A 19,178-nucleotide genomic window follows, 5' to 3' on the forward strand; every position below is an offset into this window, starting at 1 on the left:
CGTCGTCGTGCCGGTGCCTATCCTCGTCAGGTGCGCGATCGACGGTTGGTGCTTTCGTGGGCGGGGTTCACGCTGGTGGCGATGGTGTCCATCGCTCTCGTATGGCGGCGTGAGGACCGCCTCTCCGACCTGCACATCTACGTCGGAGCCCTGTCCGACCTGCGAACCGGGCGCCCGCTTTACGAGTACGTCGCGGACAACGGTGGCCCGTTCACCTACCCACCGTTCGCGGCGCTCGTGCTCTGGCCGGTCACCGCCGCGTCCGAGTCGGTGGTACAGATGATCTGGCTGGCGATGACCTGCGTGGCAGTGGTCGCCATCGCCGTGCCAGTCGGTCGAGTGCTGGTCGCCGAGCGGTCCCGGCGGCCACTTGCCGCGGCGGCCGTGGCCACGGCGCTGATGCTCTCCGCGCCGGTGCAGAGCAACCTGCGATTCGGACAGGTAAGCATCTTCATCGTGCTCCTGGCACTCCTCGACGGCATCGGCGTCGTGCCGCCGCGGCTGCGGGGTGTGCTCGTCGGAGTGGCGGCAGCGATCAAACTGACCCCGCTGCTGTTCGTGGTGTACTTCCTGGCGATCGGTCGATTCCGGGACGCCGGCCGCGCTGCCGGCACGTTCCTGGCCTGTGCGGGGCTCGCCGCGGCCGTGCTGCCCGCGGAGAGTTGGACCTACTGGACCGCCACCATGCGGCAGACCTCCCGGATCGGCAACCTCGCGTCGCTGGGCAACCAGTCGCTGCACGGAATGCTGCTCCGGATCGGGGTGGACGGGACGTCCCTACCTCTGATCTGGGCCGGCCTGGTGGCCGTCATCTGTGTGGTCGCGCTGCTGCGCGCACGCCAGCTCGCGGCACACGGTTGTCCCGGGCACGCCGCCGTGCTCGTCGGGTGTGCCACCGTGACCGCATCCCCGGTCTCTTGGACCCATCACCAGGTCTGGCCGGTGCTGGCCGCGATGCTGCTGATCGGCGCGTCCGGGGTGGCCCGCAAGGTGGCGGGTGTCGTGCTGCTGGTGGCCATGGTGGTGTCGTTGGGGGCGGTGCTGGCACCGGTGTCGATGAGGCCGGGGGTCCAGTTTGTCTTCGAGAACGCCCGCGTGCTCAGCGTGTGCGTGCTCTGCCTGGCCGGATTCGGTCAGCTGGCGGTCCTGGCGAAGCGGGTGGAACGGCGACGGCCCCTGCGGCGAGTGTGGCTGCGCGGGGGCGTGGCGGCCACGGCGGCTCTGGCTCTCCTCGCCGCGCAGCCGCTACCGGCAGGAGCCGATCCGACGTTCAAGGCCTACACCCTGGACGACGTGGGCAACCCGCGTTACTTCTTCGTCTGCCAGGGGCCGGTGCAGTGCGCCTCCTACGGCACCGACGCACCGGTGACCTTCGCCATGAGGAGCGAGAAGACGAAGGTTCGCGTCAACGGAGTGGTCTCCCCGCGGGTGACGCGCCTGGAGTACTACTCCGCCCCCGGTGGCACGCCACGGATCATTCCGCTGCTGGCCGCCTACCCCGGCTCTCGAACGTTCGCCTTCCGATCGGCGACCATGGTGCACGGCCGGCTCGTCGCCTACGGGGCCGATGGCAGTCCGGTCGCCACGTACGAGAAGGAACTCGCCGCCGTCCTCCCTGGGGACCGCCCGTAGCGTCGCCTCGCGCCATCATCCGGTGAGGCGCTCCCGCTTCGGCAGTCTCGCCACCACCGCGTCGTACGAGGCGTCGACCGCCTCGAAGAGCTCGTCGTCGCCGATGCCGCCGTCGAGCCGCAGCGTGTTCCAGCCGTACCGGCCCAGGTAGGGGGCCACCTCGGCGTCGTCCGGGTGCCGGTGCAGCCACTCGTCGGCCAGCACCCGGTCGGGGCCGCACTTCACCCACACCCGGGGCGGCTCGTCCGGGTTGCCGAGGAAGGCGAAGATCCGGCTGCCCACCTTGGCCACCTCGCTCTCCTCCCAGGGGCGGTCCAGCCAGGCTCCCGGCAGGCCCAGGCAGTACGTCACCAACTCGTCGCGGGTCATCGCGTCCTCCCGGTTCCGTTCCCGACGCCACTGGTGCTATCGGCGGCGCCGGATGCTGCCGGCGCGGTCCGTCGCAGGCCGGCCCCAGTGTGGCGGACAGCGCGGGGCAACGTGCCGCCACCTGCCATCCAACACCTTGATTGGCTGATGACGGGTGGTAGCTGGCTGTAGCTGGCGCTGACGAAGGCCAGCGGACGTCGCCGGTCCTTTGCTCTGCTGCCCCCTACGCGCCACTTCCCTGAGCTGGGCGAATGAGGTAATCGCGGGCGGATGGCGGACGGACAAACAGTGACCGTGCGTGACTGGCGCGTGGGTGGCAGCAGAGCAAAGCGTGTGGAGGGCCTTCCGTTCCCACCGATAGTTGTTGCTGTGCGTGATGAAGGAAGCGTCGAAGGGCGATCTCGTTGCCCACCGCGCGCTTACAAACGGGACCGGGGCGTGAATGCGCGGCCGGTCAGGTGGTGCGGGCGATCAGGCGCTCGTATCGCTGCTTGGCGGCCTGCGCGCTGCCCAGCCCGAGCCCGAACGCGATCGCCTGCCAGGTGAGCCCGCGGTTCCGGGCCAGCGACAGCAGTCCTGCCTCCAGGGTGTCCAGCTCGGCGCGCAGGTGCGGCAGCAGGGTCAGCGCGGCGGTGAGGTCGTCGCCGTCGACCGGTTCCTCGTCGGGCTCCCGTTCGGCGCCGCCCGCTGCGAGGGCGGTGACCACGGCGACCGCCTCCCACGGGTCGGCCAGGTACGGGTTGGTGTGGCGGCGTCGACGCGCGTCGGTGCCGGCGTGCCGCTCGATGAGCCGGTGCAGCGCGGCGTAGGTGCGCCCGGCGCGGGCTTGGGCGGCATCGGGGGCGGTGAACTGCTCCATGCCCCCATCAGACATTATAAACGGATCGTTGTCAACGATTCGTTGAAGGTTGGAGGGTGGCGAACCAGCGGCCGACCCGGTTCACCAGGGCCGCGTACCCGATGCCCAGCGCCAGCGACGCCGCCAGGGCCACCAGCGGCAGGTCGCGCAGGTGCGGGTACACCTGCCAGTGGGTCAGGTAGATGTAGAGCGAACTGCCGGCCAGCACGCTCGCCACCCGGTTGACCGGCCCCAGGCTCGGCACGGTGGGCAGCCACACCAGCAGCGCGAACCCGGCCACGATCAGCGCCTCCCGGCCGGGCTGGCCGAAGAAACCCGGCACGGTGGCCGCCGCCGCGGCGGTCACCAGCAGCCGCTGCCGCACCCCGTCGGCGCGGGCGGCGGCCCAGCCCAGCGCGAAGAGCCAGAACGCCACGGCCGCGGTGGGCAGGTCGTACCGGGCGTCGACGCCGAACACGTCGTACCGGCTGAGCAGCCCCAGCCCGACGAGGGTCATCGGCAGGGCGAACGGGTGCCGGCGCTCCCACCGGTCCACCCCGGGCACGGCCAGCAGAGCGGCCACCCCGAGCAGGATGTAGACCAGTGCCTCGATGAACCAGAAGTGCCACTCGGTGCGCGCGTCGTCCGGACCGACCAGGCTGTGCGCCAGGAACAGGGTGCTCAGCCGGTACTGGTCGGTGACCACCAGCATCGCCGCGATCCACGCCATGGTGGGCAGCACGACCCGGATCAGCCCGGCACGCAGCTGCCCCAGCCGGCCGGTCCGGGTCGCGTCGGTGAGCTGGAACCGGGCGAAATTGAACCCGGCCACCGCGAGCAGCAGATGCGCCCCGCCGGTGATGGTGAACAGCGGGATGTGCGAGCCGACGATGAGCACGATGGCGAGCGCCCGCAGTGCCACACTCGTCTCCAGTGCCCGACGGCGCGGCCGGCCGGAACGGGGCGCGGGCAGCGCGCCGATCGGCATCGTGTGCCAGTTCGGCGGCAGGTGACCCAGGACGTTCTCCAGGCGGACCGACATCTCGACGTACGACAGCGAGTCACCGCCCAGGTCGACGAAGCTGTGTTCCGGGGTGACGTCGGTACGGTCGAGCACCTCGGCGTAGAGCCGGCACAGGTCGTCCCCGGCCGCGGCAGCCGTCGGCGGGGGCGGAGGCGGAGGTGTGGCGGCCAGCGCGCGCAGCGCCGGATAGTCGACCTTGCCGGTGGCCAGCCGGGGCAGCGCGTCCACCGGCAGCACCCGTACCGCGCGCGGCGGCAGGCCGATGTCGTCGGCGACCAGCCGGCGGACCCGTTTCGGGTCCGCCCCGCCGACCACCGCCACCAGCAGCTCGTCGTCCGAGCCCAGGCACGCGGCGGTGACGTCGTGCACGGCGAGCAGCGCCTCCACCTGCTGCGGATCCACCCGCAGGCCGAGGATCTTGGCGAACCCGCTGCGCCGGCCGACGATCTCCCACAGCCCGTCCGGGCTCTGCCGGGCCAGGTCACCGGTGTACAGCTCGTCGACGGTACGCCCCGACGCCAGGTCCGCCGGCCGTTCGGCGTAGCCGAGCATCACGTTCGGGCCGGCGTACACCAGTTCGCCGACACCGTCCGGCTGATCGGCCACCGGGGCGAGCCGGAACGACCCGCCGGGCACCGGCACCCCGACGGCCTGCGGTCGGGTCGGCGCCAGGTCCGGCGGCAGGTACGCCATCCGCGCGGTCGCCTCGGTCTGCCCGTACATGACGAACAGATCCCAGCCGCTGCGCCGGCCCAGTTCCGCGTAGCGGGCCACGTGTTCCGGGGCGAGCCGGCCGCCGGCCACGGTGACGTAGCGCAGGTGCGGCAGGTCCATCCCGGCGAAGCCGACCCGGTCGAGCAGGTCGAACGTGTACGGCACCCCGGCGAACGTGGTGGCCCGCGCCGCCCGGAACAGTTCCCAGAAACACGCGTCGGCCACCGAACGGTCGGTGAGCACCAGCGCCGCCCCGCGCGCCAGGTGGCTGTGCACCACCGACAGGCCGTAGCAGTAGTGCAACGGCAGACTGGTGACCGCCCGGTCGGTGTCCCGGATCCCCAGGTACCCGGCGATCGCCTCGGCGTTGGCCTGGAGGTTGTCGTGGGAGAGCCGGACCAGCTTCGGTGAGCCGGTCGACCCGGAGGTGCTCAGCAGCAGCGCCAGGTCGGGATGCAGATGGTGCGCACTGCCGTCGCGCCGCTGCCGCAGCGTCCAACCGTCGCCGTCGGGCCCGATCACCACGTCCGGGTCGTACGCCTCGGTCAGCGTCGCCGCCGCCGGCCCGTCACCGGGCACGAGCAGCACGGCGTGTCCGCCGTGCAGCGCGCCCAGGTACGACACCAGCGAGTCGACGGTGTTGGCGCCGGTGACCAGCACCAGCCGCCGCCGCTCGCCGAGCCGCCGCGCGGCCAGTACGACCCGCTGCGCCAGTTCGGCGTACGACAGCGTGCCGTCGGCGGTCACCACGGCGGCACGGTCACCGTGGTGGGCCAGGTCGCGCACGAACGGCACCGTGCGCACGGCCGGGAGCAGGTCAAACGGGGGCGTCACGGCATGCACTCTAAGGTGAGGCTCACCTTAGGAAAAGGGTGGGTAACGCGCGTCGCACTCCGTTTGCCGATCGTCCCGCCACCGGTAAAGCTGGCCGGATGGACCGTCCGTACCCGCCGGCCGCCGGCCTGGCCGCACTGGCCGACCTGCTCGCCGGCCCGGTCGTTCCGGCAGCCCGCGGCCTGCTCGGCTGCCGGCTGTCCGCCGGTGGGGTCACCGTGCGGATCACCGAGGTCGAGGCGTACGCCGGCACCGCGGGCGACCCGGCCTCGCACGCCCACCGGGGCCGGACCCCGCGTAACACGGTGATGTTCGGCCCCGCCGGGCACGCCTACGTCTACTTCACGTACGGCATGCACTGGTGCCTCAACGTGGTGACCGGCCCGGACGGGGAGGCGTCGGCGGTGCTGCTGCGCGCCGGCGCGGTCGTCGACGGGCTCGACGCCGCCCGCGCCCGCCGGCCCGCCGTACGCCGGGACGTCGACCTGGCCCGGGGCCCGGCGCGGCTCTGCGCCACGCTCGGCGTCGACCGCTCGGCGTACGGCCTGGACCTGCTCGCCGACGGGCCGGTGCGGCTGCGCCCGGCAGACGTGCCGGTGCCGGAGGCGGCGGTGTCGGCCGGGCCCCGGGTCGGGGTGACCGGGGCGCACGACGTGCCGTGGCGGTTCTGGATCACCGGCGACCCGACGGTCAGCACCTACCGTCGGCACGTCCCCCGGAGCCGCGCCTGACCCTCCGGCAGTGGAATAGTTGACCCGTCAAGTATGTTGTGCGCGGCGTCCCGGAACGCCACCCCCGGTTTCCGGTCCGACACGCGAGGAGCTGTCATGCAGTTCGGAGTCTTCACCGTCGGCGACGTCACGGTCGACCCCACGACCGGCCGCGAGCCGACCGAGCGTGAGCGGATCAAGGCGATGGTCGCCATCGCGCTCAAGGCCGAGGAGGTCGGCCTGGACGTCTTCGCCACCGGCGAGCACCACAACCCGCCGTTCGTGCCCTCGTCGCCGACCACCCTGCTCGGCTACATCGCCGCCCGCACCGAGCGGCTGCTGCTGTCCACCGCCACCACCCTGATCACCACCAACGACCCGGTGAAGATCGCCGAGGACTACGCGATGCTCCAGCACCTCGCCGACGGCCGGGTGGACCTGATGCTGGGGCGCGGCAACACCGGCCCGGTCTACCCCTGGTTCGGCCAGGACATCCGCAACGGCATCCCGCTGGCCATCGAGAACTACGACCTGCTGCGCCGGCTGTGGCGAGAGGACGTGGTGGACTGGAAGGGCAAGTTCCGCACCCCCCTGCAGTCGTTCACCTCGACCCCGCGTCCGCTCGACGATGTCCCGCCGTTCGTGTGGCACGGCTCGATCCGCAGCCCGGAGATCGCCGAGCAGGCCGCGTACTACGGCGACGGTTTCTTCGCCAACCACATCTTCTGGCCCAAGGAGCACACCCAGCGGATGGTCGGGCTCTACCGGCAGCGCTTCGCCCACTACGGCCACGGCACGCCGGAACAGGCCATCGTCGGCCTCGGCGGGCAGGTGTTCATGCGGAAGAACTCGCAGGACGCGGTACGGGAGTTCCGGCCGTACTTCGACAACGCCCCCGTCTACGGGCACGGGCCGTCGCTGGAGGACTTCAGCCGGGAGACCCCACTGACCGTGGGCAGCCCACAACAGGTCATCGACCGTACCCTCGGCTTCCGTGAGTACGTCGGCGACTACCAACGGCAGTTGTTCCTCGTCGACCACGCCGGCCTGCCGCTGAAGACGGTGCTGGAGCAGCTCGACATCCTCGGCGAGGAGGTCGTCCCGGTGCTGCGCCGGGAGTTCGCGTCGCGGCGTCCCACAGACGTACCCGAGGCGCCCACCCACGCCGCGCTGGTCGCTGCCCGGGACGCGACCGGCACCGGGGTGGCCCGGTGACCGCGCGCAGCCTGGCCGTGGTCTCGGCCGGCCTCAGCCAGCCCTCCTCGACCCGGCTGCTCGCCGACCAACTCGCCGCCGCCACCCGCGACGAGCTGGTCCGACGCGGCCACGAGGTGCGGGTGCACGTCGTCGAACTGCGCGACCACGCGCACGACGTGGTGAACCATCTGCTCACCGGCTTCCCGTCGGCGGCGCTGCGCGCCCCCCTCGACGCGGTGGCCGGCGCGGACGGCGTGATCGCCGTGTCGCCGATCTTCAGCGCGTCGTACAGCGGGTTGTTCAAATCCTTCTTCGACGTGCTGGAGCCCGCCGCGCTGGCCGGCACCCCGGTGCTGGTCGGCGCCACCGGGGGAACGGCCCGGCACTCACTCGCCCTGGAGCACGCCCTCCGGCCCCTGTTCAGCTATCTGCGCGCCGTGGTGGTGCCCACCGGCGTCTACGCGGCCAGCGAGGACTGGTCCGGTGACGCCGCAGACGGCGCGCTGCGCGAGCGGGTCCTGCGCGCCGGCGCCGAGCTGGCCGAGCAGGTGGACCGGCGGCCGGCGTCGACCGGCCCCGCCGACCCGTTCGCCCTCACCACCGACTTCGCGCGGCTGCTCGGCGACCGGGAGGACTGACCCTCACCCGTCGTACGGGTGGGCGACCAGCACCGGGCAGTGCGCGTGCTGCAGCACGCCCTGGCTGACCGAGCCGAGCAGCAGCCCGACGAACCCGCCCCGGCCCCGGGTGCCCACGGCCAGCAGCGACGCCGTGCCGCTGGCCTCGACCAGCCCCTGGGTCGGGCTGGCCGCGGCGACCGGGTGCTCACGGACCACCAGGTCCGGGTGCTCGGCGCGGACCGCGGCGGACGCCTCGGCGAGCAGCCGCACCGCCTCGGCCCGGTGGGCGGCCTGTGACTCCTCGACCTCCTCGGGCACCGGGCGGTCCATGCCCGGCGGGCCGACGTGCAGCAGCACCAGCGGCACGTCCCGTCCGGCGGCCTCGGCGGCGGCGTATCCGGCGGCCAACCGGGAGCCCGCCGAGCCGTCCACCCCGGCCACCACCGGCCCGTCCACCGGGATCGGCTGCTCCTCGGGGCGGACCACCAGCACCGGGCAGTGCGCGTGGGCGGCCACCTGGCTGCCCACCGAGCCGAGCAGCAGCCCGGCGAAGCCGCCCAGCCCCCGACTGCCCACCACTACCAACTCGGCCCGACGGGACGCCGCGACCAGGGTGGCGGCCGGCCCACCGGCCACCTGGTGCACCTCGACGGTCAACCCGGGCCAGCGGTCGGCCAGCTCGGCGGCGGTGGCCTCCACCATCCGACGCGAATCCTCGGTGGGCGCCGGCACGCCCAGGTCGTACGGGTTCAACGGCACGCCGTAGCCGAGCGGGTGCAGGTAGCCGTGCACCAGATGCAGCGGCCGGCGTCGCCGCACGGCCGCCCGGGCCGCATGCTCCGCGGCGACCAGGCTCGACGGCGATCCGTCGACGCCCACCACAACAGGTCGGTTCATCGGCACTCCCGGGGGGTCGGTCAGGTCAGTGTCGACCCGGGGGGTCGGTCAGGTCAGTGTCGACCCGGGGTCGGCCAGGTCATTGTCGACGGACCCGGCCTTGCGGGCCGGCATTCGGCCGGGACGCGCCGTCGCGCCCCGACACGGTGGACTCGTGCCCGATGGTGGTCACGTCGGACCTGTGCGGCCATCCGACGTACCCAGCGAGCTCATGCGGGGCTTGCGCTGCCACGTCGGGCGCCCGGAGGGGGTGCCGGCGGTGCCCACGTGTGCCGCCCCGGCGGCACCCGAGCCCACCACCAGGGCACGGACGGCGAGCGTCACGGCGACGGCGAGCAGGACGATCCCGAGACCCGCCCCGAGATAAGTGCCGATCGCGGACGCGACGTCACCGGGACGGGGCGCTTCGGGCGCGTCCGCCCACCGCGCCAGCTGTGCGTCCAGGCCGGCGGCGAGCACCAGCGCGGCGGTCCCCCCAGCCAGCGGACCGGCCGCCGCCCGGGGCAGGGCCACGGCCAACGGCACCGCCACCAACAGCGCCAGTTGCAGGGTGAGCGCGGCGATCGGCGCGCCGAGGTCGGGTTCCAGCCGGGCCCACAGCGGCGCCGCCAGTGTGCCGGCGAGGCCGGCCCAGGGCAGCACCAACGCCAGCAGCGCGCCGGCCAGGGCCACCCCGGCCGTGGTCACCAGCGCGTCACGGCCGGCCCGGCGCACCGTCACCGCCAGCGAGGCGGCCACGCCCAGCGTCAGCACCGCCGCCGCCCACGGCGTGGACGCGGCGGTCAGCGGCACCCGTACCGCGTCCAGCGGACCGCACTCAACCAGGTAGTGGGCGCACTCGTACGCCCGGCCGCGCAGCCACAGCACCATCTCCCAACCGAGCGCCAGCACCCCGACGGTCACCGGCAGGGCCGGCAGCAGCAGTAGCCGGCGGCCCGCCGAGGTGGTCGGCGCGGTTCGTGCCACCAAACCGGTCAGCCACCGGCTCAACAGCACCGCGCCGAGGACGAGCAGCAGCAGACCCGACAGCGGCACCCCCTCGGGGCGGCTCTGGTAGACCAGCCCGTCGTACGGCGCGAGGTACGTGCCGACGAACAACCCGACGCCGAAGACCAGGCCGAGCAGACCGGGCCGCGCCGGCCGACCGACCAACCGCCGTCCCCGCGCGTCCCGCCAGGCGCCGTCGGCCAGGAAGATCGCCGGCTGGATCACGGCCAGCGCCAGCACCGCCAGGCCACCCCACGCGACCCCGTCGATCTGCGGCCAGGCCAGCACCTCGGCGTCGCGCAGCAGGTCGACCAGCAGTTGCACGTTGGCCAGCGCGACGGCGGTGAACACCCCACCGGCGAGCGTCAGGCCGAGCGGGAGGGCGAGCGCGGCCGTCGGGTCGGCCAGTCCGGCGAGCCGGTTCGCCACGCTCGGGTGCTGGTCCCAGAGCCGCTGCCACGCCCGCCCCCACCATCCACCCGGTGCGTCGGCGCGCACGCCGCCGTGCAGGGCGGCCCGCACGCCGTCCGGGTCCACACCGGCGGCGCGGGCGTCGGCCTGCTGCTCCCGCAGCCGGAGGAAGGCCCGGGTGACCAGCTCGGCGGTGACCGCGACCAGGACGGCCCGTAGCACGACGCCGAGGACCGTGCCGGCGGCCGGCGGCTCGGCGTCCCAGGCGAGCTTGGCGAGCAGCAGCAGCGCGGTGGCCGCGGCGGTGACCCGGGTGCTGATCCGCAGCACCGTGGCGAACCGCAGCCGCAGCAGGTCGTGGTTCTGCACATGGGCCAACTCGTGCCGGAGCACCGCCTCGAACACCAGGCGACCCTGCGGCCCCTTGGCCGGCAGGGCCAGCAGTTCCGGCCCGAGCGCGACGTACGGCTTGTGGTCCGTTCCGCCGGTGAACGCGCGCCGTCCCAGTCGCGGGCCGAGCAGCACCGGGGTGTCGCGGCGCAGCCGCACCGAGGCGAGCACCTCGGCGATCACCCGCCCGGCGGCACCGAACACCCCCGGCGGGATCGGCTGGGTGCGCCGCCGGTGCAGCCGGGTCTGCCAGGCGAAGACCGCCGCACCGGGCACCGCCATGAGGTTGAAGAAATTCGACATCCGCACGAACATCTCGCTGCACGGGTGGTCGAGCACGTCGCCGAGGTCGCAGCCGCGCCGGGGGAGCACCGACAGCCCGAACACGACCGCGAGCAGCACCGCCGTGCTGAACACCAGGGCGGCCAGCGGCAGCAGCAGGAAGCCGGTTTCGTCCGGTCGTCCCCGCCACACCGGGGGCGGGGCGCTCATCGCTCCGGCTCCCCGTCGAGCAGCAGCGCCCCGACCACGGCGTCGGCGATCGTGGCGGCCTGCGGGGGTGCGACGCCGAGTGCCTCGGCCCGGGCGAGGGCCACCTCCCGCACCCGGGCCAGCTGTTCCCGGCTGAACCCGACCGGCTCCGGTGGGGCCGGCTCGCGGCGGCGGCGCAGCGCTGCGAACAGGCCCCGGGTGGCACGCCCCCCGAGCTGCTCCAGCTCACCCTCGGCGCCGCGCAGCAGCGCGGCGGTGACCGACGCGCTGACCAGCGTCACCACCGGTGTGACGGTGGCGACCGCCTCCAGCACCCCGAATCCCAGCCGGCCGCCGTCGATCGAGGCGTCCGCACCGGTGAGGTAGGGCGCGGCGAGCACGTCGAAGGCGGGCAGTTCCTCGGGGGCGATCCGGGCGACGACGGTACGGGCGAGGGCGGCGGTCCGCTCCAGGTCGGCGGGTCTGCGTGACATGTCTCCTTGGTAGCGATCCCCTGCCAGCGGTGCCACCGTGGGTACTGTCCGCTATCCGTCGCCGGCGTGCTCCACGGTGTGCCGGTGGACGATCAGCTCATCCACCTCCAGCCGGCCGATGTGCAGGTCGCGGAGCACGGCGCGGCGCACGGCCAGCCGGCCGACCGCCAGCACACCGAGCGCGGTCGCCCCGCCGGCCAGCGCGGAGATCGCCAGCGCGCCGGTGGCGGCGGCGCCGATAGCGCGGGCGCCGGCCGCCACGGCCGAGACGGCTCGGGCATCGGAGACGACCGCTGTCCGGCGACGCAATGGGCGCATGGACCGATTCTCCGGCAGGTAAGCCCGGTCCCGCGGCACGGCAGGCCACCGGTCCACCGGCCGGGTGACCGGCGACCGGCGCTGCCGTGGGGCGGGCGGTGCGGCCGTGCGGCCAGCGGTCCCGGGATTGTCGGTCCGGGTGCGTATCCTGCGCCGGTGACCCCCGACCTGTGCCTGCGTCCGGTGCGCGACGACGATTTGCCCCACTTCTTCGCGCACGAGCAGGATCCGGAGGCCACCTGGATGGCTGCCTTCGGCCCGGCCGACCCGGCTGACCGGGCGGCCTTCGACGCGCACTGGGCCCGGATCCGGGCCGACCCGCGCATCGTGCCGCGCACGGTCGTCGTCGGTGGCGAGGTGGTCGGCCGCGTGGCCGCCTTCCCGGTCGACGAGTGCACCGAGGTCAGTTACTGGATCGACCCACGACGTTGGGGCCGGGGGTACGCCACCGCCGCGCTGGCCGCGCTGCTGCACGAGCTGCCGCAGCGGCCGGTGTACGCCCGCGCCGCCAAGGACAACCGGGCCTCCCTGGCGGTGTTGCGCAAGTGCGGTTTCGTCGTGGTCGGCGAGGACGCGGGCTTCGCCCACGGCCGCCGAGCCGAGGTCGAGGAATGGGTGCTCCGGCTGCCCGCCGAGCCGGCTGACCAGGAAAAGCGCTAGTCTCCCCGAGGTGAACTGGCTGGAACTCGTCGGCTGGGCCGGCTCCGCGCTGCTGGTCTGGTCCCTGCTGCAGACCCGCATCCTGCGGCTGCGCGCGCTCAACCTGGTCGGCTGCCTGATCCTGATCGGCTACAACGCCGCGGTGGCGGTCTGGCCCATGGTCGGCCTCAACGTGGTGCTCGCGGTGATCAACGTGTGGTACCTGCGGACGATGCTGGCCACGCGGCACGACGAGCAGACCTACCAGGCGGTGGAGGTGGGCGTCGACGACCGGTTCCTCGCGCACACCCTGCGGGTGCACGCCGCCGACATCGCCCGGTTCAACCCGGACTTCCGCTGGGCGTCGCACGACGCGCAACGCTCGGCGTTCCTGGTGCTCAAGGCCGACGAGGTGGTTGGGGTGGTGCTGTCGCACGCCGAGGCCGACGGGATCGCCCAGATCGACCTCGACTACGTCACCCCGAGGTTCCGCGACTTCACCCCCGGCGAGTTCGTCTACCGGCGCAGCAGCCTCTTCACCGAGCGCGGCTTCCGCCGGGTGGTGAGCCCGCCCGGCATGGTCGCCCCCTACTACCACCGGCTCGGCTTCCGCCCGGAGGGCGACGCGTACGTGCTCGACCTTCCCGCCCCCGCGCCGGCCTGAGAGTCATGGGACGGTCGGGAAGGATTCGCCGACCGCCGCACGGGGCACACAGGGCCGTACGTCGGGTGGGTCTTCCGCCCGGCGGCGTCGGCCGTCCGGCCGGCGTCCCCGGCGGCGAGGGAGAGAACCGGGCGTGCAGAGCTACTGGAGCCAAATGGCCCTGGTCGGAGTCCTGGTCGTCCTGAACGCGATCTTCGCGGGTAGCGAGATGGCGCTGGTGTCGCTGCGGGACAGCCAGGTCCAGCGCCTGGAACGCACCAGCCGGGCCGGGCGGGTGCTGGCCCGGCTGGCCAAGGACCCCAACCGGTTCCTCGCCACCATCCAGATCGGCATCACCCTGGCCGGCTTCCTGGCCTCGGCCGCCGCCGCGGTCTCGCTGGCCGAGCCGCTGGTGCCGCTGCTGGGTTTCCTCGGCGGCGCGGCCGAGTCGGTGGCCATCGTGGCGGTCACTCTCGTGCTGACCTTCGTCACGCTGGTCTTCGGCGAGCTGGCCCCGAAACGGATCGCCATGCAGTCCGCCGAACGTTGGGCGCTGGTGGTGGCCCGCCCACTGGACCTGCTGGCGACCGTCTCCCGCCCCGCCGTCTGGGCGCTGGGCGCCACCAGCGACCTGGTGGTACGCCTGTGCGGGTTGAACCCGAGGCACGAGCCCGACGAGATCGGCCCGGACGAGCTGCGCGACATCGTCGCCGGCAACCACGGGTTCACCAAGGAGCAGCGCACCATCATCGCCGGTGCCGTGGAGATCGCCGACCGGCAGCTGAAGGCGGTGCTCGTACCCCGGTTGCAGGTCTTCACCCTCGACAGCGGGACCACCGCGGAGGCCGCCCGGCTACTGCTGGCCGCCACCGGCCACTCCCGGGCCCCGGTGGTCCGCCACGGTGGCCTGGACGACGCCGTCGGCGTGCTCCACCTGCGTGACCTGGTCGGCGTACCCGACGAGCGACTCGTCGACGAGGTCGCCCGCCCGCCGATGCTGCTGCCCGACTCGCTGCCCGTGATGGACGCGCTGCGCCAGTTCAAGGCCGAACGCCAGCACATCGCCCTGGTGGTCGACGAGCGCGGCGCGGTCGACGGGATCGTCACCCTGGAGGACATCCTGGAGGAGATCGTCGGCGAGATCTACGACGAGACGGACCGGGACGTGCACGGCGTACACACCGAGGCCGACGGGGCGCTGCTGGTGCCCGGCACGTTCCCCGTGCACGACCTGTCCGACCTCGGCGTCGAGGTTCCCGGTCGGCCGCCCGGTGACTACACCACCGTCGCCGGGATGCTGCTGAGCTGCCTCGGGCACATTCCCAGCGTGGCGGGGGAGCAGGTCACCATGGACGGCTGGCAACTGGAGGTGGCCGCCATCGATCAGCGGGCCATCACCCGGGTACGGCTGCGCCGAGCCGCGCCGGTCGCGGATGCCCCGGACGCGGAACCGGTCCTCGACGAGGCCCACCGCTGACCAGCGCCATAGCCGGTGGGCGGTGCCGCTCGGCCGCCCGGTGGCCTGTGCCGCTCAGCCGGCCGGCGGGCCGAACGGGAAATCGGGCACCGGCGGCAGTAGCTGTACCTGGTCCGCGGGAAGCTGCCGGGTGCTGCGACTCAACGCCCGAGCCACCAGACGGATCGCCCACGGGCCCGACGGGTGGCGCTCTGCCCCGATCAGCCGCCCCACCAGGCGACCCCACCAGCGCCCGGTGACGATCACGTCGGTCAGCCGCAGCCGACCGTCCGGGTAGCTGCCCCGCACCACCACGTCCACCACCCGGCCGAGCCGCCGCCCGTGCAGGTCGTATGCCACCCGGCCGAGCAGGTCACCCGCTCGCACGGCCCGCCCCCGGAATGCGGTCGATCAGGTGCCGGCGCAGCCACACCTCCACCGGCGGGGGCGGCAGTCCGTCGGCGCGGCAGCGTAGTCGCACCGCGCTGTCCACCTGCGCCACCAGGGTCATCGGCAGGCGCAGCGGTGGTGCCGGCCGGTGCTCGCTGAACCGGTCCGCGACCGTCACCAGCAGCCGGCCGACCCGACCGCCGATCCGCCGACCGAGCGCGTGCTGGCCACTGAGCAGGTACGCCACGTACGGGTAACCCTCGTCGTCGATGGCGAACTCCACATCGTCGACCTTGCCGACCAGTCGTCCGGCGACGTCGACGATCTGCCGGTCCAGCAGCTGCCGGCCGAGCTGGATCCTCATCGCCCCGTCCCGGTGGTCACCGCGAGCGGGATCGCGGCGACCGCCGCGGCCACGATCACCACGAGGAAGACCGCGCCGAGCAGGTTGGCGGTCCGCCCGTTGACCCGGTCGCCCAGGTACGTGCGGTCGTTGGCCACGATCAGGATCGGCAGGTACGTCAGCGGCAGCGCCACCGCGCTGGCCACCAGCATGTGCTCGGTGAGCCGCACCGGGTCGACGGTGGTGCACAGCACCAGCATCCCGATCAGCACGCTGACCAGCAGTACGGTGTGGAAACGGGCCGCCTCGCGGGGACTGACCCGCTTGCCCCACTGCCAGCCGAAGTACTGTGCCGCCGCGTACGCCGCCGACAAGCCGGTTTCCAGGGCGGCACCGAACGTCACGGCGAAGAACGCCAGCGCCGCGATCGCCAGTCCCACCCCGCCGAACGCCAGCACCACCGGCGCGGCGACCTCGTGGAGGGTCGACACGGACGCGCCGGTCGGGTGCAGCACCACCGCGGCCGTCGCCACCAGCGACAGCGCGAGGAACCCGCCGACCGGAAACCCCACCAGCACGCTCGACCGGGCGTCGGCCAGGTCGGCGGCGCTCCACCGTTCCTCCACCCCGCCGGAGGAGAAGAAGAACACCTCGTACGGGCTGACCGTGGAGGCGAACAACGCCACCGCCACGAACCAGTACGCCACCCAGCCCTGCCCGTACGCCTCGGGGCGCAGCGCCCCGCGAGCCAGGGCCGCCCAGTCGGTGGGCAGCCAGAACAGCGCCACCGCGAAGATCACCAGGGTCAGCCCGGCCAGTCCGAACACCCGCTCCATCAGCTGAAACCGCATCCGCCACAGCACCAGCCACACCGCGAACGCCGCCACCGGCACCCACAGCAGGTAACTCACCCGGGAGGCCAGCTGCAGGGCCAGCGCGACGCCGCCCAGTTCCGCCGCCAGGGTCAGCACCGTGACCAGGTACGAGGCGGCCAGGTTCAGCAGCGCGACCCGGGGCCCGAGCCGTTCCCGGACCAGGTCGAACACCGCCCGGCCGCTCGCCGCCGCGATCCGGCCGGCCATGTCCGCGTACGCGCAGATGCCGACCACCCCGAGCAGCAGCACCCAGGCGTGGCCCATGCCGAACCGGGCGCCGGCCTGGCTCGCCGCCACCAGGTCGCCGATGTCGACGAAACCTCCGACCGCCGAGAGCACGCCGAGCGTGGCGGCGAGGAGCTTCCTCACCTCGGGTACGGGTCGACCGGTCGCATCGATGCGACCATATCCGCTTCACCAGTATTTTTCCGGTAAACCGGTCAGTTGGCGGCTCCGCCACCCGCCATCCCGATCTCCTTGACCGGCGCTGCGTCGCCGGCGACGGCGCGGGCGACCGAGCCGGTTCGGTCAGCTCTCGGAGAGGTTCTGCAACCGCACCTGGCCCCGGGAGACCAACCGCCCCGCGGCGTCGGTGATCTCCACCTGCCACAGCTGCTGGCTGCGTCCCCGGTGGACGGGTGTCCCGACGGCGGTCAGCTCCCCGTCGCGGACCGCCCGCAGGAAGTCCGTCTGGTTGGAGACGCCCACCACCCGTCCGCGCCCGCCGAGCCAGATCGTCCCCCCGACGCTGGCCGCCGTCTCCACCACCGCGCAGTACACCCCGCCGTGCTGGATGCCGAACGGCTGGTGCAGCTCGGGGCGTACCGTCCAGCGGATCACCACCCGGTCGGCGCCGACCTCGTCGAACGTCAACCCGAGCAGGCCGGCCAGGCCGCCCGTGATGTTCGGCGTCTCCTCCACGACTCCGTACCTCCATGTCTCAGCGGAAGGGCAGCCTAACGGCCCGGTATCGGCCAAACCCGGTACGCCCCGGCCTGCGGCATGGGGGAGAATCGGTGATCGTGACCGACAGCAACCTCCCGCGCGGGCGGGAATCCCTGACCGAAGACCTGCGGTGGCGCGGCCTGATCCAGGACTCGACCGGCCTCGACGAGCTGCGTGACCTGCTCGACGGCGGGAGCGCCACCTTCTACGTGGGCTTCGATCCGACCGCACCCAGCCTGCACGTCGGCCACCTCATGCAGGTCACCACGGCCCGCCGGCTCCAGCTGGCCGGGCACCGGCCGCTGCTGCTCGTCGGTGGCGCCACCGGCCAGATCGGCGACCCGAAGGAGAGCGCCGAGCGCAGTCTCAACCCGCCGGAGGTCGTCGCCGGCTGGGTCCGGCGCATCCGCGACCAGCTCGCGCCGTTTGTGTCGTACACCGGGGAGAACGCCGCGCAACTGGTGAACAACCTGGACTGGACCGCGGAGATGTCGGTGGTCGAGTTCCTCCGGGACGTCGGCAAGCACTTCCCGGTGAACAAGATGCTGGCTCGTGAGGTGGTCCGGGCCCGACTGGAGACGGGCATCAGCTTCACCGAGTTCAGCTACCAGCTGCTGCAGGCCAACGACTTCTTCGAGCTGCACCGCCGCCACGGCTGCCAACTCCAGTACGGCGGCTCCGACCAGTGGGGCAACATCACCGCCGGCGTCGACTACATCCGCCGGCGCGGCGCCGGCCCGGTGGAGGCGTTCACCACGCCACTGGTCACCAGGTCCGACGGCACCAAGTTCGGCAAGACCGAGGGCGGCGCCGTCTGGCTCGACCCCGAGATGACCAGCCCGTACGCCTTCTACCAGTTTTGGGTCAATGCGGACGACCGGGATGTGGCCCGCTACCTGCGCTACTTCAGCTTCCGCTCCCGGGAGGAGATCGAGGCGCTGGAGAAGGAAGCGGCTGAACGTCCGGCCGCCCGGGCCGCGCAGCGCGCCCTCGCCGAGGAGTTGACCACCCTCGTGCACGGGGAGCGGGAAATGGCCCAGGCCGTCGCCGCGAGCCAGGCACTCTTCGGTCGCGGCTCCCTCGACGACCTCTCTCCGGTGACCCTGCGGGCGGCACTGACCGAGGCCGGTCTCGTCCACCTCGACGAGCTGCCGGACGTCGCGGGGCTGCTCAAGGAGTCGGGCCTGGTGCCGAGCATGAAGGAGGCCCGCCGGGTGATCGCCGAGGGGGGCGCGTACGTCAACAACGTCCGGGTGACGCAGGTGGACGCGGTCGTCGGCCGGGAGGATCTGCTGCACGGCCGCTACCTGGTCCTGCGCCGCGGAAAGCGGTCCTTCGCCGGGGTCGAGCTGCGAGGATAACGGTACGAGCGGAGTGTGACGCGGGACGCCCCCGGCGGATTTGACGATCAACTCGCCGGGGGCGTAACTTTCCTCTGCCAGCGCGGAACGGGCGAGACGGGGCGAGAGCCCTGGCGGCCGGAGCGCGGGAATGACCTCCGGGTCGAGGTGGTTGACTCCATCAGAACCTGGACCGGGTGGTGCCCCTGGATCTGTCGCGAGGCGGATTTGGCGGGGCGGAGCCGACCGGGTATGGTTGACGACCGGCAGGGCACCGGGCGAGCGTGCGGGAAACCGCAGCGGCCGGCCTGCCGAGCATCCACGACATAACCGACACGAGTCGGATGTCTTGTGGTGCGCCCGGGTGGGATCCGGAAGTGGTAAAAACCGGAAACATCGGTTTGACACGGCGGAAATCTCCGGGTAACGTAGTAAAAGTGCTCGCCGCGGGAGTGGTGGTCACGGTTGGATGTGGTGCCCCGGGTCGGGGGTCCTCGGTTGAGGGTTTCCGGGCGGTGTGTGGTTGTTCTTTGAGAACTCAACAGGGTGCTTGTAAAGCCAGTGCCAAATTTGTTTTGATACCCCGGACTGGTCAGGCTTTGGTCTGTCTGGTTGGGATTCCTTTGGCAGCATTGTTTGTT

19 protein-coding genes are annotated in these 19,178 nt (G+C 72.8%); 8 read left to right on the forward strand and 11 right to left on the reverse strand.

Features of this window, described 5'->3' with window-relative positions:
* Positions 1 to 30: 30 nt before the first annotated feature.
* On the forward strand, positions 31 to 1,632 hold the full coding sequence (locus E1166_RS13900) for a glycosyltransferase 87 family protein (RefSeq protein ID WP_132339053.1): 1,602 nt from the start codon (positions 31 to 33) through the stop codon (positions 1,630 to 1,632).
* 15 nt (positions 1,633 to 1,647) lie between these two features.
* Here E1166_RS13900 and E1166_RS13905 read toward each other — a convergent pair whose 3' ends face one another.
* The 3 genes from E1166_RS13905 to E1166_RS13915 form a co-directional block, all read right to left on the reverse strand.
* Positions 1,648 to 2,001 carry an MmcQ/YjbR family DNA-binding protein gene (locus E1166_RS13905; RefSeq protein ID WP_132339055.1) on the reverse strand — a complete coding sequence of 118 codons (354 nt, stop codon included), beginning with the start codon at positions 1,999 to 2,001 and terminating at the stop codon, positions 1,648 to 1,650.
* Between the two features lie 454 nt (positions 2,002 to 2,455).
* Entirely contained in the window at positions 2,456 to 2,860 is a 405-nt protein-coding gene (locus E1166_RS13910) for a DNA-binding protein (protein ID WP_207914229.1), read from the reverse strand.
* A 31-nt stretch (positions 2,861 to 2,891) separates the two neighbouring features.
* A complete protein-coding gene (locus tag E1166_RS13915; protein ID WP_132339059.1) occupies positions 2,892 to 5,411 on the reverse strand; it encodes an AMP-binding protein in 2,520 nt (839 codons plus the stop codon).
* Positions 5,412 to 5,509: 98 nt separating this feature from the next.
* Here E1166_RS13915 and E1166_RS13920 point away from each other — a divergent pair, with 98 nt between their 5' ends.
* The 3 genes from E1166_RS13920 (at position 5,510) to E1166_RS13930 (ending at position 7,956) form a co-directional block, all read left to right on the forward strand.
* The gene (locus tag E1166_RS13920; protein ID WP_132339061.1) at positions 5,510 to 6,142 is read left to right on the forward strand and encodes a DNA-3-methyladenine glycosylase; all 633 of its coding nucleotides are present in this window, start codon (positions 5,510 to 5,512) and stop codon (positions 6,140 to 6,142) included.
* 96 nt (positions 6,143 to 6,238) lie between these two features.
* Positions 6,239 to 7,336, forward strand: a complete 1,098-nt coding sequence (locus E1166_RS13925; RefSeq protein WP_132339063.1) for an LLM class flavin-dependent oxidoreductase — start codon at positions 6,239 to 6,241, stop codon at positions 7,334 to 7,336.
* Positions 7,333 to 7,956 (forward strand): FMN reductase, encoded by a 624-nt coding sequence (locus E1166_RS13930; protein ID WP_132339065.1) that lies wholly within the window; start codon positions 7,333 to 7,335, stop codon positions 7,954 to 7,956. Before E1166_RS13925 ends, E1166_RS13930 begins: the two co-directional genes overlap by 4 nt.
* Before the next feature lie 3 nt (positions 7,957 to 7,959).
* Here E1166_RS13930 and E1166_RS13935 read toward each other — a convergent pair whose 3' ends face one another.
* From E1166_RS13935 to E1166_RS13950, 4 genes are all read right to left on the reverse strand, one after another.
* Positions 7,960 to 8,841 (reverse strand): universal stress protein, encoded by an 882-nt coding sequence (locus E1166_RS13935; protein WP_207914230.1) that lies wholly within the window; start codon positions 8,839 to 8,841, stop codon positions 7,960 to 7,962.
* A 162-nt stretch (positions 8,842 to 9,003) separates the two neighbouring features.
* Positions 9,004 to 11,115, reverse strand: coding sequence for a M48 family metalloprotease (locus E1166_RS13940; RefSeq protein WP_132339069.1), 2,112 nt, complete (start codon positions 11,113 to 11,115; stop codon positions 9,004 to 9,006).
* Entirely contained in the window at positions 11,112 to 11,588 is a 477-nt protein-coding gene (locus tag E1166_RS13945) for a hypothetical protein (protein ID WP_132339071.1), read from the reverse strand. Before E1166_RS13945 ends, E1166_RS13940 begins: the two co-directional genes overlap by 4 nt.
* 51 nt (positions 11,589 to 11,639) lie before the next feature.
* On the reverse strand, positions 11,640 to 11,906 hold the full coding sequence (locus tag E1166_RS13950) for a hypothetical protein (RefSeq protein ID WP_207914232.1): 267 nt from the start codon (positions 11,904 to 11,906) through the stop codon (positions 11,640 to 11,642).
* A gap of 156 nt (positions 11,907 to 12,062) precedes the next feature.
* Here E1166_RS13950 and E1166_RS13955 point away from each other — a divergent pair, with 156 nt between their 5' ends.
* The 3 genes from E1166_RS13955 (at position 12,063) to E1166_RS13965 (ending at position 14,665) form a co-directional block, all read left to right on the forward strand.
* The gene (locus tag E1166_RS13955) at positions 12,063 to 12,566 is read left to right on the forward strand and encodes a GNAT family N-acetyltransferase (RefSeq protein ID WP_132268632.1); all 504 of its coding nucleotides are present in this window, start codon (positions 12,063 to 12,065) and stop codon (positions 12,564 to 12,566) included.
* 10 nt (positions 12,567 to 12,576) lie between these two features.
* Positions 12,577 to 13,209: a hypothetical protein gene (locus E1166_RS13960; RefSeq protein WP_132339073.1), complete on the forward strand. Its 633-nt coding sequence runs from the start codon at positions 12,577 to 12,579 to the stop codon at positions 13,207 to 13,209.
* Between the two features lie 133 nt (positions 13,210 to 13,342).
* Positions 13,343 to 14,665, forward strand: coding sequence for a hemolysin family protein (locus E1166_RS13965; RefSeq protein ID WP_132339075.1), 1,323 nt, complete (start codon positions 13,343 to 13,345; stop codon positions 14,663 to 14,665).
* 54 nt (positions 14,666 to 14,719) lie between these two features.
* Here the strand turns inward: E1166_RS13965 and E1166_RS13970 are convergent, their stop codons facing one another.
* The 4 genes from E1166_RS13970 to E1166_RS13985 all read right to left on the reverse strand — a co-directional run bounded on the left by E1166_RS13970 (position 14,720) and on the right by E1166_RS13985 (position 17,173).
* Entirely contained in the window at positions 14,720 to 15,031 is a 312-nt protein-coding gene (locus tag E1166_RS13970; RefSeq protein WP_132339077.1) for a PRC-barrel domain containing protein, read from the reverse strand.
* The gene (locus E1166_RS13975) at positions 15,018 to 15,398 is read right to left on the reverse strand and encodes a hypothetical protein (RefSeq protein WP_132339079.1); all 381 of its coding nucleotides are present in this window, start codon (positions 15,396 to 15,398) and stop codon (positions 15,018 to 15,020) included. Before E1166_RS13975 ends, E1166_RS13970 begins: the two co-directional genes overlap by 14 nt.
* A complete protein-coding gene (locus tag E1166_RS13980; RefSeq protein ID WP_132339081.1) occupies positions 15,395 to 16,621 on the reverse strand; it encodes a divalent metal cation transporter in 1,227 nt (408 codons plus the stop codon). The genes E1166_RS13975 and E1166_RS13980 overlap by 4 nt, the downstream gene beginning before the upstream one ends.
* Before the next feature lie 159 nt (positions 16,622 to 16,780).
* Positions 16,781 to 17,173: a PaaI family thioesterase gene (locus E1166_RS13985; RefSeq protein WP_132339083.1), complete on the reverse strand. Its 393-nt coding sequence runs from the start codon at positions 17,171 to 17,173 to the stop codon at positions 16,781 to 16,783.
* Positions 17,174 to 17,274: 101 nt separating this feature from the next.
* Between E1166_RS13985 and tyrS the strand changes: the two genes are divergently transcribed.
* Positions 17,275 to 18,558, forward strand: coding sequence for a tyrosine--tRNA ligase (gene tyrS / locus E1166_RS13990; RefSeq protein WP_132339085.1), 1,284 nt, complete (start codon positions 17,275 to 17,277; stop codon positions 18,556 to 18,558).
* The last annotated feature ends 620 nt before the right edge of the window (positions 18,559 to 19,178 follow it).

This window comes from Micromonospora sp. KC213 (genome assembly GCF_004348325.1).
GTDB lineage: Bacteria > Actinomycetota > Actinomycetes > Mycobacteriales > Micromonosporaceae > Micromonospora.